The sequence below is a fragment of the Flavobacterium sp. DG1-102-2 genome (genome assembly GCF_033042555.1).
Classification (GTDB): Bacteria; Bacteroidota; Bacteroidia; order Flavobacteriales; family Flavobacteriaceae; genus Flavobacterium.
This window is the reverse complement of record NZ_JAWLIK010000004.1, coordinates 61,772-77,193: the sequence shown is the minus strand read 5'-3', so window position 1 is coordinate 77,193 and position 15,422 is coordinate 61,772. Positions and strand designations below refer to the sequence as shown.

The 15,422-nt window shown below is 40.7% G+C and carries 16 protein-coding genes; 13 read left to right on the top strand and 3 right to left on the bottom strand.

Annotated features, from left to right (window positions below; genetic code table 11):
- The 7 genes from R1T16_RS07515 to R1T16_RS07485 all read left to right on the top strand — a co-directional run bounded on the left by R1T16_RS07515 (position 1) and on the right by R1T16_RS07485 (position 4,678).
- Complete coding sequence (locus R1T16_RS07515; protein WP_317500489.1) at positions 1 to 2,028, top strand: M3 family metallopeptidase; 2,028 nt, start codon at positions 1 to 3, stop codon at positions 2,026 to 2,028.
- A gap of 140 nt (positions 2,029 to 2,168) precedes the next feature.
- Positions 2,169 to 2,675 carry a GbsR/MarR family transcriptional regulator gene (locus R1T16_RS07510; RefSeq protein WP_317500488.1) on the top strand — a complete coding sequence of 169 codons (507 nt, stop codon included), beginning with the start codon at positions 2,169 to 2,171 and terminating at the stop codon, positions 2,673 to 2,675.
- 54 nt (positions 2,676 to 2,729) lie between these two features.
- Positions 2,730 to 3,065 carry a hypothetical protein gene (locus R1T16_RS07505; RefSeq protein ID WP_317500487.1) on the top strand — a complete coding sequence of 112 codons (336 nt, stop codon included), beginning with the start codon at positions 2,730 to 2,732 and terminating at the stop codon, positions 3,063 to 3,065.
- Positions 3,066 to 3,137: 72 nt separating this feature from the next.
- On the top strand, positions 3,138 to 3,461 hold the full coding sequence (locus R1T16_RS07500; protein ID WP_317500486.1) for a hypothetical protein: 324 nt from the start codon (positions 3,138 to 3,140) through the stop codon (positions 3,459 to 3,461).
- Positions 3,458 to 3,805: a hypothetical protein gene (locus R1T16_RS07495; RefSeq protein ID WP_317500485.1), complete on the top strand. Its 348-nt coding sequence runs from the start codon at positions 3,458 to 3,460 to the stop codon at positions 3,803 to 3,805. The genes R1T16_RS07500 and R1T16_RS07495 overlap by 4 nt, the downstream gene beginning before the upstream one ends.
- 17 nt (positions 3,806 to 3,822) lie before the next feature.
- Positions 3,823 to 4,209 (top strand): hypothetical protein, encoded by a 387-nt coding sequence (locus R1T16_RS07490; RefSeq protein ID WP_317500484.1) that lies wholly within the window; start codon positions 3,823 to 3,825, stop codon positions 4,207 to 4,209.
- A gap of 37 nt (positions 4,210 to 4,246) precedes the next feature.
- Entirely contained in the window at positions 4,247 to 4,678 is a 432-nt protein-coding gene (locus R1T16_RS07485) for a hypothetical protein (RefSeq protein WP_317500483.1), read from the top strand.
- A gap of 143 nt (positions 4,679 to 4,821) precedes the next feature.
- Here R1T16_RS07485 and R1T16_RS07480 read toward each other — a convergent pair whose 3' ends face one another.
- Entirely contained in the window at positions 4,822 to 5,640 is an 819-nt protein-coding gene (locus R1T16_RS07480) for a hypothetical protein (RefSeq protein WP_317500482.1), read from the bottom strand.
- A 132-nt stretch (positions 5,641 to 5,772) separates the two neighbouring features.
- Between R1T16_RS07480 and gcvP the strand changes: the two genes are divergently transcribed.
- The 3 genes from gcvP to R1T16_RS07465 all read left to right on the top strand — a co-directional run bounded on the left by gcvP (position 5,773) and on the right by R1T16_RS07465 (position 10,387).
- Positions 5,773 to 8,622 (top strand): aminomethyl-transferring glycine dehydrogenase, encoded by a 2,850-nt coding sequence (gene gcvP, locus R1T16_RS07475; protein WP_317500481.1) that lies wholly within the window; start codon positions 5,773 to 5,775, stop codon positions 8,620 to 8,622.
- A gap of 203 nt (positions 8,623 to 8,825) precedes the next feature.
- On the top strand, positions 8,826 to 9,197 hold the full coding sequence (locus R1T16_RS07470; protein WP_317500480.1) for a group III truncated hemoglobin: 372 nt from the start codon (positions 8,826 to 8,828) through the stop codon (positions 9,195 to 9,197).
- Between the two features lie 131 nt (positions 9,198 to 9,328).
- Positions 9,329 to 10,387, top strand: a complete 1,059-nt coding sequence (locus R1T16_RS07465; RefSeq protein WP_317500479.1) for a ketoacyl-ACP synthase III — start codon at positions 9,329 to 9,331, stop codon at positions 10,385 to 10,387.
- Positions 10,388 to 10,509: 122 nt separating this feature from the next.
- Here R1T16_RS07465 and R1T16_RS07460 read toward each other — a convergent pair whose 3' ends face one another.
- Together R1T16_RS07460 and R1T16_RS07455 are read right to left on the bottom strand one after the other, a co-directional pair.
- Positions 10,510 to 11,982, bottom strand: a complete 1,473-nt coding sequence (locus R1T16_RS07460) for a lipopolysaccharide biosynthesis protein (RefSeq protein ID WP_317500478.1) — start codon at positions 11,980 to 11,982, stop codon at positions 10,510 to 10,512.
- Positions 11,982 to 12,854 carry a glycosyltransferase family 2 protein gene (locus tag R1T16_RS07455; protein ID WP_317500477.1) on the bottom strand — a complete coding sequence of 291 codons (873 nt, stop codon included), beginning with the start codon at positions 12,852 to 12,854 and terminating at the stop codon, positions 11,982 to 11,984. Before R1T16_RS07455 ends, R1T16_RS07460 begins: the two co-directional genes overlap by 1 nt.
- Positions 12,855 to 12,914: 60 nt before the next feature.
- On the opposite strand from R1T16_RS07455, the gene R1T16_RS07450 reads away from it, so the two are divergent.
- The 3 genes from R1T16_RS07450 (at position 12,915) to R1T16_RS07440 (ending at position 15,400) form a co-directional block, all read left to right on the top strand.
- A complete protein-coding gene (locus tag R1T16_RS07450) occupies positions 12,915 to 13,763 on the top strand; it encodes a glycosyltransferase family 2 protein (RefSeq protein ID WP_317500476.1) in 849 nt (282 codons plus the stop codon).
- An 81-nt stretch (positions 13,764 to 13,844) separates the two neighbouring features.
- Positions 13,845 to 14,588 (top strand): ABC transporter permease, encoded by a 744-nt coding sequence (locus R1T16_RS07445; RefSeq protein ID WP_317500475.1) that lies wholly within the window; start codon positions 13,845 to 13,847, stop codon positions 14,586 to 14,588.
- Positions 14,585 to 15,400, top strand: coding sequence for an ABC transporter ATP-binding protein (locus tag R1T16_RS07440; RefSeq protein ID WP_317500474.1), 816 nt, complete (start codon positions 14,585 to 14,587; stop codon positions 15,398 to 15,400). Before R1T16_RS07445 ends, R1T16_RS07440 begins: the two co-directional genes overlap by 4 nt.
- Positions 15,401 to 15,422: the final 22 nt, after the last annotated feature.

Sequence of the window (15,422 nt, the reverse complement as noted above, 5' to 3'; positions counted from 1 at the left end):
ATGAACGTACTTACTAAAAAATTCACGACCAAACACGATACCGCCCCCTTTGGCAGCATAAAAAACGAAGACTTCTTACCCGCCATCAAAGAAGGCATAGAAGCCGCCCGCAAAGAGATTGATGCCGTTACTGCTAATCCTGAAGCGCCAACCTTTGAGAACACCATTGAGGCCATGACCTTTGGCGGGGAGATGCTGGAGCGTGCCTCGAGCATATTCTTTAACCTGCATTCGGCGGAAACCAATGACGAGATACAAAAGATCGCAATGGAGGCTTCTCCCCTGCTTTCTGAATTTGGTAACGATGTACGCCTTAATGCCGATCTGTTTGAGCGCGTAAAAGCTGTTTACAACCAAAAAGACAGCCTGAACCTTACCGAAGAGCAAAAAACGCTACTGGATAAACAATACAAAAGTTTTTCACGCAACGGTGCTAACCTGCCGGAAGACAAAAAAAACAAGCTTCGTAATATAGATATGGAGCTTTCTAAGATAAGCCTTGAATTTGGCGAGAACATATTAGCCGAAACCAACGCGTATCAACTGCATATTACTAATGAAGCAGATCTTTCAGGTTTACCGGAAGGCACAGTAGAAGCAGCACACGAGTTAGCCAAAAGCCTTGATAAGGAAGGATGGATCTTCACCTTAGATTATCCTAGCTATGTTCCGTTCATGACGTATGCGGATAACCGCGAGCTGCGCAAAAAACTGGCTATTGCTTTTGGTGCCAAAGGCTTCCAGAACAATGAATTTGATAACCAGAAGATAGTTTTAAAGATTGCCAACCTTCGCCATGAACGCGCCAAACTTTTAGGTTATGCATCTCACGCCAATTTTGTATTGGAGGAGCGTATGGCTGAGAGTCCGGAAAAAGTAAAATCGTTCTTAAAAGATCTATTGGCTAAAGCAAAACCGGCTGCCGAAAAAGAATTTGCAGAGCTTTCGGCATTTGCCAAGGAAACCGATGGTATAGACCACCTTGAGAAATGGGATGGCGCTTACTACTCTGAAAAGCTGAAACAAAAGCTTTTTAATCTTGACGACGAAAAATTAAAACCTTATTTTAAACTGGAAAATGTACTTAACGGTGCCTTTACCATTGCGGGCAAATTATACGGCCTGAAGTTTAATGAGGTAAAAGATATTGACACCTATCATAAGGACGTTACGACTTATGAAGTAAAAGACGAAACCGGTAACCTGGTTTCTATTTTTTACGCCGACTTTTTTCCCCGTAAAGGCAAACGTAACGGTGCCTGGATGACCTCATTCAAATCGCAATATGTAAAAGACGGTGTTAACGAAAGGCCGCATGTGTCAATTGTATGCAACTTTACAAAACCGACGGAAACCAAGCCATCGCTGCTTACCTTTAACGAGGTAACTACTTTGTTCCATGAATTTGGACACGCATTGCACGGTATGTTGGCAGACACCATTTACCCAAGCCTGAGCGGAACAAGTGTATATTGGGACTTTGTAGAGCTACCAAGCCAGGTTATGGAAAACTGGTGCTATGAGCCGGAAGCCCTTGCCCTTTTTGCACATCACTATCAAACGGGAGAAGTGATCCCAATGGAATACATCAATAAGATAAAAGAGAGCGCAAGTTTTCAGGAGGGCATGGCTACGATGCGCCAACTGAGTTTCGGGCTGCTGGATATGGGATGGCACAGCGCCGACCCAAGTGGCATAACCAACCTAAAAGCTTTTGAAACCGAGCAATTTGCCTCTACACAATTATATCCTGACGTGGCTGCAAATGCTATGAGTACGGCATTCTCGCACATTTTCCAAGGTGGGTATTCGTCAGGTTACTATAGCTACAAATGGGCTGAAGTACTCGATGCCGATGCCTTTGAGTATTTTCAGGAGAAAGGTATTTTTGACAGGGAAACAGCAACTAAATTTAAAGACAACGTACTTTCTAAAGGCGGTACAGAGCACCCAATGCTTTTATACAAACGTTTCCGTGGGCAGGAGCCTAAACCGGAAGCTTTGCTTAAGAGAGCTGGATTGCTTTAGATTGTTCGCTTTTTGGATCGTCAGATTATTAGATACAGAAACCCCCAAAGTCTACGGCTTTGGGGGTTTGTTTTATTCTAAACTTAAAATAACTTTCATTTATTTTTGAAAGTTTAAAAATAAAGTCTTACATTTGATCTATGGAATTCAAGGAAGCAAAAAATAAGTTCGTACAAACCTGGGGGGCATTAGGTTCCCAATGGGGTATCAATAAGACTATGGCACAAATACACGCTCTGCTTATGATCGCTCCCGAACCGCTTTCTATGGAGGACGTAATGGAAGAGCTTCAGATTTCCCGTGGCAATGCCAGCATGAACCTGCGTGCGCTTATGGACTGGGGAATTGTTTACAAGGAATTTAAGCAGGGAGAACGCCGTGAGTTTTTCACTGCCGAAAAAGACCTTGATGAACTGGCCGTAAAGATTGCACAGGAGCGCAGCAAACGCGAGATTAAGCCTGCGCTTAAAGTGCTTAAGGAAGTAAGCACTTCTATGAAAGAAGACAAATCTATAGAAGCAAAACATTTTACCGATCAGACCGGCAAATTGTATGACTTTGTTCTTAAAGCCGATAACATGCTTGAAAAAGCCACCGAATATAAAGACAACTGGCTTGCCGGACTTGTTATGAAGCTAATGCGTTAGTTTTTTAAAAGCAAAATGTTTCAATTTTTTCTGAAATTTTAAAATCTGTATCGTATGAAATTTTTAGTCGGACTCAATTATTTTGCCATAGGTGTTCCAATAATACTAGGTTTACTAAGCATTAAAAGCGGCGATTTTGCACAGGAAGCTTTGGTATCTACCATGCTTACAGGAGCTTTACAGGTTTTAATTGCGTTGATACTGTTTGCAAGAAATCCTAACGATAAAAGGTTATATGGCTATTTTGCAATCACCATTACCTTTTTTATACTTTGGCTGGGATTTGATATTAACGAAGACTGGTTATTTGCAGTCCCTCCTGCACTGGCAGCATTTCTAACCTACATTGTAATCTCAACATACCTGCACGAAAAGAAAAAGAGTATTTAAATCAATTGATAACTAGACTTCTTCAAATCAAAATGTTTCATTTTTTTCTGAAAGTTTAAAATAATAAACAGTATGAAAAGCATTTTACATCTCAATTATTTCTTAATTAGTTTGCCGGTTCTTTTGGCACTATTAGGTTTTTTATACAATCCATTATGGTTCTTTGCAGCTGTGTTTCCTATTTTCACAGGTTTATTTCAGCTCATTCAGGCTACATGTTTTTTTATTGATAAAAACTTCAGGAGTTTTTACCTGAGCATTTACTTTGGAGCAACTTTTCTTTTTTTTGTTCTTTGGATCAACACTTCTTGGCAATGGATATGGATTATGCCTCCTGCACTTGCATTTTATCTAACTACACTATTTTATATGGAAGCTAAAAAAACACAGTTATGAACCTCAACATAATTGCATACGGAATCTTCATGATAATAGTAGCTTACATAATTATAGCTGTAGGCCGTATCTGCTATCGCAATGGCAATATATATGTGCTTAGCCTTATGCCCGGCCATGAAGACCTGTGCATCCGCATCAACAAGATATTGCTTATGGGCTATTACCTTGTTAATATTGGCTATGCCGCGATGATGCTCATCAGCTGGCAAACCATAATTACCCTGCCTATGCTTGTAGAAACCACAATGATGAAAACGGCTGTTATTATCTCCATCCTTTCGGTACTGCATTACACTAACATATACGTTCTTACTGCTTACGCTAAAAAATTAATTCAATAATTTAATCTTCAATTATTATGGAAACCACAAAAATTTTAATCGGTTACGCTATTTATCTTCCTGTCGCACTTACATTAACCTTTATAGTATCACGCACGCTTTTTAAAAACGGAAAGATATTTATGCTCGACATCTTTAAAGGCCGTGAAGATATTGCCAATGCCACCAATCATCTGTTTGAAACGGGATTTTATCTCCTGAATGTGGGTTTCGCACTGATGATCCTTCAGATGAGTGTATATGACAATACCTATTGCACACTTGTTGAGGAACTGAGCTATAAGATAGGTGGCTTTGCCATTTACCTTGGTGTAATGCTGTTCCTGAACCTGTACTTTTTCTTCAGGGGAAAAAGAAAAGCAAAAGAAAGCCAGATAAAAAACACTGTTGTTTTTAAAGGATAATAAACTACTTTAGAAAAATAACCAATCAACCAATAGAATGAACTTCACTATCCCAAACTGGCTTATTATCCTTGGAGGATGCGGCCAGATCTTTACCGCACTTATTTATCCGTACATCAGGCATCAGGTATTTGACTGGTACAATGATGTAAAGCAGCTAAAACCGCTGAACCAGGAAATCGCCAAGACCTACGGAAGGTATATACAGGGACTAAACTTTAGTTTCGGGCTTATAGCCATCCTGATTCCGGAAGACCTGAAGAACCAAACTCATTTGGCAACAGCTATCACAGGATTAATAGCTGCCTATTGGGTGGGCAAGGTTGCCACACAAATTGCTTATTACCCTATGTACCAGATTCCGCAAAAACTGCATTTTAAAATAGGCAGCTATTTTATGAATACGCTGTTTATACTATTTGCTGTCGTATATACATTGCTGCTTTTACACAATTTAAAATTGTTTTAGCATGCTAAGGATTTTCAATATCACCAACATGATTTTTGTAGCTGTAACAATTATTGCACATGTAACCGGTTTTGTTATAGAACCAGTTTTAGGATATGGGATTTAAATTGATTTATGGTGATTTGGGAAATGCGATGATGAGGTTATAAGCTGCTAACCAACACGACCACCCCAAGCCAGAATACAGGGATGCTTTCTACCCAGAACAACGTGTAATATTTAGAGCGCTTCGGATTTGCAAAAATGGTAAATAATGAAACCGTGACTACCATAATTAGATTGCCAATTATCTGTCGGTAATCCAGTGTTGTTCTCAAAAATTCCAAAAGAAAAAATGGCAACAGGCAGCAAAGAATCAGGATTTTAGTATTGCGAACCCCTATCTGCTGCGGTATGGTTTTAAGGTGCGGATCATCTTCCTTGAGATCAATGATCTCAAAGATCAGTATTAACAGTATAACAAGGAAGAAACGCTGGCCGAATTTTAAGTAAACGTCTGATGCTAAAGCAATATGTGCATCAATTAGCGGAACAACAAGTGTAATGCCCGCCCAGCATAGTGCCACGATATAAATTTTAATACCGCTCCAGTTGCGCAGGTTCTTTGTGTTAGGAAAAAATGGCACAGTATATAGCGCTGTAAGCGCAAAGAAAGCCAATGCCGTTATCTGCGTTACTCTTTCAAGGAAAAGAAAACTTATACCGGCGGCAATAAGCGCAAGTGTACTTAGAAAAACCACGAACCTGACTTTTTTTCCGGCTGTCTTTTTTACACGGAAAAGTCCGTCATATTTCATGAAATTGTAGCTGAACATTGTTCCGCAGCAGGCGAAAACAGCAATTGCCCAGTTAAATGGCAGCTGAAAAATATGATTGGTCATAAGCACCAATGCCAGCACAGACAATGCAACGTGCATACTGCCATAAATATAGACCCAAAAAAGGTTTTTAATCACACTCATCTTACAAAATTAATCAATATCCTAATAACAACTCTTTTAAGATGAAAATATCACAAAAAAGGGACTAAAAAAGGTGTAAAAAATTGAATATAAATAACTAATTTTGTGCCTCTAAAAACAACGCACGCAATAATGAGAACAGATGCTTTTGCTTTAAGACACATTGGTCCAAGGGAGAATGACTTAAAACACATGTTTAAGACCATAGGTGTTGAATCTATAGACCAACTAATATACGAGACACTTCCGGATGATATCCGACTGAAAGCACCTCTTAACCTGGAGGCTGCATTAACTGAATATGAGTACCTTAACCACATTCAGCAGTTAGGAAATAAAAATAAAATATTCAGGTCTTACATTGGTCTGGGCTACCACCCTGCTATTGTACCACCACCTATCCAAAGGAACATTTTTGAAAACCCGGGATGGTATACTGCTTATACTCCATACCAGGCTGAGATAGCACAGGGACGTCTTGAGGCATTGCTTAACTACCAGACTACTGTAATAGAACTTACAGGTATGGAGATTGCGAATGCATCACTTCTTGACGAAAGTACTGCTGCTGCAGAGGCAATGGCCCTTTTATTTGATGTACGTACACGTGAGAAAAAGAAAGCCAACGCTAATAAATTCTTTGTTTCTGAAGAAATACTTCCGCAAACACTTTCTGTATTACAAACACGTTCTACGCCAATAGGTGTTGAGCTTGTAATAGGTAACCACGAAACGTTTGAATTTGGCGATGATTTCTTCGGAACGATGCTTCAGTACCCTGGCAAACACGGTCAGGTTTACGATTATGCATCTTTCATTTCGAGAGCTAAAGAAAATGACATTAAGACAGCCATTGCTGCCGATATATTAAGCCTTGTTAAACTTACTTCACCGGGAGAACTTGGTGCAGATGTTGCCGTAGGTACAACACAGCGTTTTGGTATTCCGTTAGGATACGGAGGCCCTCACGCTGCTTACTTTGCAACTAAAGATGAGTACAAGCGAAGCATGCCGGGGAGGATCATCGGGGTAACTGTTGACACTAATGGTAACCGTGCCCTTCGTATGGCGCTGCAAACACGTGAGCAGCACATTAAACGTGAAAAAGCTACGTCTAACATCTGTACAGCTCAGGTACTTCTTGCTGTAATGGCAGGTATGTATGCAGTTTACCACGGCCCTAAAGGACTTGAGTATATTGCAGATAAAGTACACGCTTCTGCCGCTACGACTGCCGAAGCTCTTGGCAAACTTGGCATCGAGCAGCTTAACTCAGCATACTTTGATACTATCCTTGTTAAAGCTGATGCTGCTAAAGTAAAAGCGATTGCAGAGAAACATGAGATCAACTTTTATTACCCGTCTAACGATACGGTAGCTGTTTCTTTCAACGAGACCACTTCTACAAAAGACATTAACGACATCGTAAGCATATTTGCAGAAGCTGCCGGTAAAACTGCTACAGCAATTACTGCACTTAGCGAGACTGTTGCTATTCCTGACTCTCTAAACAGGACAAGCGAGTTCCTTACACACGATGTGTTCAATAAATACCACAGTGAAACGGCTATCATGCGCTATATCAAAAAACTGGAGCGTCTTGACCTTGCCCTTAACCACTCTATGATCTCTCTTGGATCATGTACCATGAAGCTTAATGCAGCTTCAGAGATGCTTCCGCTAAGTATGCCAAACTGGAATAACATTCACCCGTTTGCTCCTGTAGGGCAGGCTCAGGGATACCAGGAAATGCTTAAAAAGCTGGAAGAGCAGCTTAATGTAATTACCGGCTTTGCAGGTACTACATTACAGCCTAACTCTGGTGCTCAGGGAGAATATGCAGGTCTTATGGTTATCCGTGCATACCACGAGTCACGCGGAGACAGCCACAGGAACATTGCCCTTATACCGGCATCTGCTCACGGAACAAACCCTGCAACTGCCCACATGGCAGGTATGGAGGTTGTGGTTACAAAAACTTCTGAAAACGGAAACATCGATGTAGAAGACTTAAAAGCAAAAGCTATCCTGCACAAGGATAACCTTGCCTGCCTTATGGTAACCTACCCATCTACACATGGTGTATATGAGGCTTCTATTATTGAGCTTACAAAAATAATCCACGATAACGGCGGACAGGTTTATATGGACGGCGCTAACATGAATGCTCAGGTGGGACTTACAAACCCTGCAACTATTGGTGCAGACGTTTGTCACCTTAACCTTCATAAGACTTTTGCTATTCCTCACGGAGGCGGAGGACCTGGTGTTGGGCCTATCTGTGTTGCTGAGCACCTTGTACCATTCCTTCCCGGTAACCCTGTTATCCCAACAGGCGGAAGCAATGCCATTACGGCTGTATCTGCAGCGCCATGGGGTTCTGCACTTGTATGCCTTATCTCTTACGGATACATTACTATGCTGGGTGCTGAAGGGCTTACAAGCGCTACACACCACGCTATCCTAAATGCCAACTACATTAAAGAAAGGCTTGCAGGTCACTACGACACATTATATACTGGAGAAATGAACCGTGCTGCCCACGAAATGATTATTGAGTGCCGTCCGTTTAAAGCGAATGGTATCGAGGTGACTGATATCGCCAAGCGTTTAATGGACTATGGTTTCCACGCACCTACAGTATCTTTCCCTGTGGCAGGTACATTAATGATTGAGCCAACCGAGAGTGAAAACCTTGAGGAGCTTGACCGTTTTTGTGATGCTATGATTGCGATACGTAAAGAAATTGAAGAGGCTTCTGCCGATGATAAGAACAACGTACTGAAAAACTCTCCGCATACACTGGCTATGCTTACTACAGACAACTGGGATTTTCCTTATACAAGAGAAAAAGCGGCGTTCCCGCTGGAGTACCTTCACGAGAATAAATTCTGGCCTGGTGTACGCAGGGTAGATGATGCCTACGGAGACAGGAACCTTGTTTGTTCTTGTGCGCCGATTGAGGCTTACATGGAAAACTAATATGAGACTCCCGCTTCGGCGGGAGTTTTTTTTATAACTTCTTTTGCCGTTAACCCCACAAATTTTGATTAACCGCTAAGCACATAACTATATCGCTTAAACATTCATGAAAATAGTGGCAAATATTAAAATGTACGATAGTATGACTTATATCATAAAACGATATATGATAATTGATGAAATTTGCAGTAAATAGCTGTACTATGAAAGATATTGAATCAAGAGCCGACCTGGAAGTATTTACAAGAGCTTTTTATAACCACTTACTGGCAGATGAACGCGTAAGTTACATATTTACCGATGTTGCCAAAATAAACCTTGAAGAGCACCTGCCTAAGATTACCGACTTTTGGGAGCTTAGCATTTTTCATACTGGGCCTTACCATAACAACCCCATGCATGTTCACATGGAATTAAATGACAAAGAGCAGCTCACCGCTGCCCATTTTGACGTTTGGCTGGGTCATTTTAACAAAACTGTAGATGAATTGTTTGTAGGAAGCAATGCTGAGAAAATTAAGACAAGAGCGGTTTCTATAGCTACAATTATGAAAATCAAAGTTTCGGCATTTTAAATTAGGATTTCTTTGAAATTTATAACAATTTAGCAGAGATTATTTAAATGATATGCTCGCATAGTAATTTAACGCCGTTATATGGTATAATTGGTTACCTTAGCTTTTAAAAACAAACAAGGAAAGATAGTATGAACATTAGGATCACAGGTTCGGGAAGTTATATCCCAACTCGCGTAGTAGCTAACATAGACTTTGCGAAACATCAATTTCTGGATGACAACGGTAGTCCGCTCTCCTATTCAAATGAGGTGATAGCCCAAAAGTTCAGACAGATTACAGGCATAGATGAGCGCCGTTATGTAGAACATGACCTCGTTACATCTGACATTGCCTTTTTTGCTGCAGAACGTGCCATTGAAGACGCAAAAGTCGATCCTGAGACTTTAGATTATATTATTTTCGCCCATAATTTTGGAGATGTTAAACACAACACCATCCAGACCGACCTTTTGCCAAGCCTTGCTGCGAGGGTAAAACACAACCTTAAGATAAAAAACCCTAAATGCGTGGCTTACGACATCCTTTTTGGCTGTCCGGGCTGGGTAGAAGGCGTTATACAGGCACAAGCCTACATAAGGGCCGGAATGGCAAAAAAATGCCTTGTTATAGGTGCAGAAACCTTATCGCGTGTTGCCGATCCTCATGATCGCGACAGTATGATCTATTCTGACGGTGCAGGCGCGACTATCATTGAAGCTACAAACGAAGAGGGCGGAATATTATCTCACGAAACAGCTTCGTACACCTATGAGGAAGCTAATTTTATGTTCTACGGAAATTCATTTAATAAAGACCACGACCCGGATGTACGTTACATAAAAATGTACGGCCGAAAAATATATGAGTTCGCCCTGAGCTATGTGCCGCTGGCTATGAAAGAATGCCTTGAAAAGAGCGGCGTTGCTATAGACGACGTTAAGAAGATACTGATCCATCAGGCTAATGAAAAAATGGACGAAGCTATCGTAAACCGTTTTTACAAGCTTTTTGATAGGCCGACACCTGAAAAGGTAATGCCTATGAGCATCCACACATTGGGTAACAGCAGTGTAGCTACAGTACCTACCCTTTATGATATGCTAATTAAAGGACAGATGGAAGACCAGCAGCTTAATAAAGGCGATGTAGTTATTTTTGCATCGGTTGGTGCAGGAATGAACATTAATGCTTTTATATATAAGATCTAATATATTTGCGACGAATTATACCAATCTTACAAATCGATCTGTAATTTGATACTATAAAAAAATCCCGGAGACATAATGTTTTCGGGATTTTTATTATCATGCCTCTTTTGCGTTGGTGTGAATTAAGACTTGATTTTCAAAAACTTCAATCCCTTATCCATCCACATATTCATCTGGAAAACGAGTTTTAGTTTGTATAAGACAACTATGTTTATAACGAGCGATAATCCGGTCTTGTATACAAGGTTTATAAAATGGCAGCCGGTATCGGGAAGATAATAGATAACAGCTGTTGATGCTGTAAAAATGAGCGCCATAACACCAAAACCCTTATCAAAAGGCAGCAGCCTGAATTTTTTGTAAATAAATACCAGCTTAGATATATTAAACAGTGTCATTGATATAAACGACGCATAGGCAACGCCCACAATGCCTAAATTGAGTACGTAGATAAAATACAGGTTAAGCGATATGCTCAGGGCAATAAGAATGCTTATGGCAATAAGGTTAAACCTGTAATATTTTGAATAGGTAATGATTTCTGAGTTAAACCCAGTTGCCATATTAATAAGAACACTAAAGCTAAGTATGTTTACAATAGGTATACTGTCTTTAAGGTTATTATAGGTAGGCAAAAGCCTGAAAAGGTCTTGTATACCTAAAAACACACAGCAAAAAAGCAGCGCCCCGATACCAAACAGCAATTTGGCCACCTCAACATATTTCTTCTGCAATTCGGTAAATGTTTCGGCTTTCAAATGGTTAGATACAATGGGTGCATACAGCGCAAACATACCTATCGCCGGGATTTGGAGTACCGATGCAAGTGCCACCCCGATACTGAATGTTCCGTTAGCTTCTTCAGACAGCAGCCTGAATATTATGATACCGTCAAGCCTGAAGGCTAAAAGTGATCCTAAGCTGCCGGCAAAAGCATACAGGCTGTAGCGGAAGTAATCTTTTCGCGTTATCTCCCCAAACAGTGTTTTAAACCTGTAATTGAAACCCGGCTTAAAATATTTAAAAAGGTATACCGCCGTAAGGATAAAAATAACAATATAACAGATCGTATAGTATAATATCGATTGTGTTTGTGAAATGTATCCGTGCAGGAATAAAAGAAACACTGCAGGCAAAACGATCTTAGGAAATATCTTTTCAAACAATGTGGGCACCGCAAGTTTCTGGAGATCCTGTGCCTGTTTACGGAACAATTCTATAAAGGCCAGCGAAACACCTATGGGAAACCCGAAAAATATGAGATAATCCCTTTTATCGTCACTTACACCTGTGTATATCATAACGCCGGCAAACACCAGCAGGCTTATCATTGATATGGAGAAAATGCTATAGTTAAAAAGCTGCTTTTGTTTCTCTTCGCTAAGGGCAGGATAAAATTTAATCAGCGCGTGCGATGCCCCCAACACCATAATGGGGAACAACAGCTGCGAAATATTATCTACATAACGCACCGTACCCAGTAAAGCCTTGTCTTTAGGATAAACCAATATGGTAGACACCACCCCAATGGCAGTACCCAGATAATTGATTAGCGAATACAGCAGCACCTGCTTTGTAGAAGCTCTCTTTTCCATTATTTAGCGTTGTTGCGTGCTGTTTGAATTTTGCCCATCTCTCCTATCCAGCTCATGTAATAGCGTAGCAGCGTAAAAAACATTGTTGCCGATTTACTTAGTCCATACGACTTCATAAAATATTTGGGCAGGCCAATAACTTCCTTCAACCCCTGCAGATAACTTTTTGCAAGTCCTCTATTAATATCCAGCAACGAAGTAAGTATCTTGTATTTTGACTGGATAATATCCTTATTGAAATTTCTGGTAATTACCCTGTCGTGCACAATTCGGGTTCCTCCATCAATACCTATTTTAAATTTATGATAACGCACCTTGTCACAGTAATTGCGGTCTTCGCCATAATGGCCAAACAGTGGCTCAAAATAGCCAACGGTTTCAATACATTTCCGGCTTAGCATCCAGGCAGCGGCATTTACAAATGGCACTATGTTTACGCTATCTATTCTACTTGTAACTCTTCCAAGATATATTTTAAAGTTATCGTCCAGGCTGAGATTTATATCCGGGGAAAAATGCAACGGACTAAGAATACCAAATTCTGCTTTGGTCTCCATAATATACAAAAGTCCCTCAATAGTTTCCTCAAACACCCAGGCATCCTGATTTAAAAGAAACACATAGTCGGCGCCCTGCTCCAGCGCTCTTTTCATGCCTATGTTATTGGCTTTGCCAAAACCGAGGTTTTCGGGCGATTGTATCAGGTCTACCTGTGGATATTTAGAAAGCAGTGCAGCAGAAGCATCTGTTGAGTTGTTATCTATGGCAATAATGCTTACTGGATAACGAGAATCCAGCAGCGACTGTATGTTCTTATCTATCCAATGTGCACCATTATAGGTTACCAATACAACAAAAACTTTCTTATTCAAGGGTTGTGCTTTTCTAATAGCACAAAAATAGAGATATTTGCATTCATTTTCCTCACAAACATGAAATACTACGCCATTATACCTGCACACAACGAAGAAGCCTTTATGGCGCTTACGTTGCAATCGCTTGCAGAACAGACTGTACTACCTGCAAAAGTTGTAGTGGTAGACGATAATTCTACCGATGCCACCGCGGCTATCGTATCGGCATTTGCCGAAAAACACCCGTGGCTATCGCTTGTCAACAAAAAAAGTGACGCTGTACACATGCCGGGCAGTAAGGTTATACAGGCTTTTCAGGCGGGTTACGACACTATTGACCATAAATATGATATTATCGTAAAGCTGGATGCCGACCTTATTATCCCGCCCGATTATTTTGAAACCATACTGGATGCATTTAAAGCAGACGATAAAGTAGGCATGGCAGGCGGTTTTGCCTATATTGAGAAGAATGGCGAATGGATACTGGAGAACCTTACTGACAAAGACCATATACGCGGGGCATTTAAAGCCTACCGTAAAGAACTGTTCCTGCAAATGGGCGGATTGCGCCCTGCCATGGGCTGGGATACCGCAGATGAGCTTATAGCGCGTTTCTTTGGCTGGAAAATAGTTACCATTGAACGGCTAAAGGTAAAACACCTTAAACCTACGGGCGCCAACTATAACAAGGCAGCACGTTATAAACAGGGCGAGGCTTTCTATACTTTGGGTTATGGTTTTACAATTACTGCCATTGCAGGAGCCAAGCTGGCCATGCGTAAAAAGAAGCCGCTGCTGTTTATAGATTACATAAATGGCTTCCTCAGGGCAAAAAGACAAAACAAGGCGCTTTTAGTAACAAACGAGCAGGCAAAATTCATCAGGGCATATCGCTGGAAGAAGATGAAACAGAAACTCTTTTAGGCGCATTACTATTAAAAAACTATTAACTAACATTAATTAATGGCTACAATGTGGTACTTTAGCCATTATTTTACACTCTAAATGATAAAAGCAATACACCAGATAGGCCGATATTTCCTGATGCTGAAGGAGGTTTTTAATAAACCTACAAAGTGGAAGGTAATGAAGCCGCTGATACTAAAAGAAGTAGACGACCTTATTATAGGCTCTATGGGTATCGTAGCATTTATCTCGTTCTTTATAGGCGGGGTTGTTGCCATACAAACAGCACTTAACTTAACTAACCCTATTATCCCTAAATCGCTTATTGCTTTTGCAACAAGGCAGTCGGTTATACTTGAGTTTGCACCTACATTCATCTCCATCATTATGGCAGGGCGTGCAGGTTCTTACATTACATCTAGTATAGGTACGATGCGTGTTACAGAGCAAATTGATGCACTGGAAGTTATGGGGGTAAATTCGCTTAACTACCTCGTATTCCCTAAGATCATTGCATTTCTTTTATATCCGTTTGTAATTTCGGTATCCATGTTTCTTGGTATCCTTGGCGGATGGCTTGCGGCTGTTTACGGAGGATTTGCCGGCAGTGAGGAATTTCTTCAGGGTTTACAGACCGACTTTAAACCGTTTCACGTGTTTTACGCGTTTTTTAAAACCTTTATATTCGGTTTCCTTCTTGCCACAATCCCATCGTTTCATGGCTATTACATGAAAGGCGGGGCGCTTGAGGTAGGTAAGGCAAGTACAACATCGTTCGTTTGGACCAGTGTTGTAATTATTTTAGTGAATTATATAGTAACCCAATTACTTTTAAGCCAATGATAGAGGTTAAAGACATAAAAAAATCGTTTGGTGAAGCGCAGGTATTAAAGGGTATCACTACTACTTTTGAACCTGGAAAAACTAATCTTATTATAGGCCGAAGCGGATCGGGTAAAACCGTTATGCTTAAAACGCTTCTTGGCATACATACACCGGACGAAGGAAGCATTTCTTTTGACGGAAGGGTATATTCTGAACTTACGCCCGACGAGAAAAGGACACTACGCACAGAGATAGGAATGGTATTTCAGGGCAGTGCGCTGTTTGACTCCATGACGGTGGAAGACAATGTGGCATTTCCGCTTAAGATGTTTACTAAAAAAAGAGGCAGCGAGATAAAAACAAGGGTAAATGAAGTGTTGGAAAGGGTAAACCTTAAGGATGCCAACAAAAAATTCCCTAACGAGATATCTGGTGGTATGCAAAAAAGGGTAGCTATTGCAAGGGCAATAGTAAACAACCCGAAATACCTGTTTTGTGATGAGCCTAACTCCGGCCTTGACCCTGAAACATCTATCGTTATTGACGAACTGATACAGGAAATCACAAAGGAATATAATATTACAACGGTTATCAACACCCACGATATGAACTCTGTACTGCAGATAGGCGAAAAGATCGTTTTCCTGAAAAACGGACTTAAAGAGTGGGAAGGAGACAACGAACAGATACTTGAAACAAGAAACAAATCTATCGTTGAATTCGTTTACTCGTCAGACCTGTTCAAGAAAGTACGCGAAAGCCTGCTGGCAGAAGCCGAAGAAGATCCTGATCATCACCCTCATATGGGACACGATAAAAAAGAATCATAAAAACAAAAAGCTTAGAGTTATC

Coding starts and splice junctions, on each gene's coding strand:
- R1T16_RS07500 (WP_317500486.1), top strand. CDS start 3,138: ATGAAAAGCATTTTACATCTCAATTATTTCTTAATTAGTTTGCCGGTT.
- R1T16_RS07450 (WP_317500476.1), top strand. CDS start 12,915: ATGAAATACTACGCCATTATACCTGCACACAACGAAGAAGCCTTTATG.
- R1T16_RS07510 (WP_317500488.1), top strand. CDS start 2,169: ATGGAATTCAAGGAAGCAAAAAATAAGTTCGTACAAACCTGGGGGGCA.
- R1T16_RS07515 (WP_317500489.1), top strand. CDS start 1: ATGAACGTACTTACTAAAAAATTCACGACCAAACACGATACCGCCCCC.
- R1T16_RS07465 (WP_317500479.1), top strand. CDS start 9,329: ATGAACATTAGGATCACAGGTTCGGGAAGTTATATCCCAACTCGCGTA.
- R1T16_RS07460 (WP_317500478.1), bottom strand. CDS start 11,982: ATGGAAAAGAGAGCTTCTACAAAGCAGGTGCTGCTGTATTCGCTAATC.
- gcvP (WP_317500481.1), top strand. CDS start 5,773: ATGAGAACAGATGCTTTTGCTTTAAGACACATTGGTCCAAGGGAGAAT.
- R1T16_RS07470 (WP_317500480.1), top strand. CDS start 8,826: ATGAAAGATATTGAATCAAGAGCCGACCTGGAAGTATTTACAAGAGCT.
- R1T16_RS07440 (WP_317500474.1), top strand. CDS start 14,585: ATGATAGAGGTTAAAGACATAAAAAAATCGTTTGGTGAAGCGCAGGTA.
- R1T16_RS07490 (WP_317500484.1), top strand. CDS start 3,823: ATGGAAACCACAAAAATTTTAATCGGTTACGCTATTTATCTTCCTGTC.
- R1T16_RS07480 (WP_317500482.1), bottom strand. CDS start 5,640: ATGAGTGTGATTAAAAACCTTTTTTGGGTCTATATTTATGGCAGTATG.
- R1T16_RS07445 (WP_317500475.1), top strand. CDS start 13,845: ATGATAAAAGCAATACACCAGATAGGCCGATATTTCCTGATGCTGAAG.
- R1T16_RS07495 (WP_317500485.1), top strand. CDS start 3,458: ATGAACCTCAACATAATTGCATACGGAATCTTCATGATAATAGTAGCT.
- R1T16_RS07485 (WP_317500483.1), top strand. CDS start 4,247: ATGAACTTCACTATCCCAAACTGGCTTATTATCCTTGGAGGATGCGGC.
- R1T16_RS07505 (WP_317500487.1), top strand. CDS start 2,730: ATGAAATTTTTAGTCGGACTCAATTATTTTGCCATAGGTGTTCCAATA.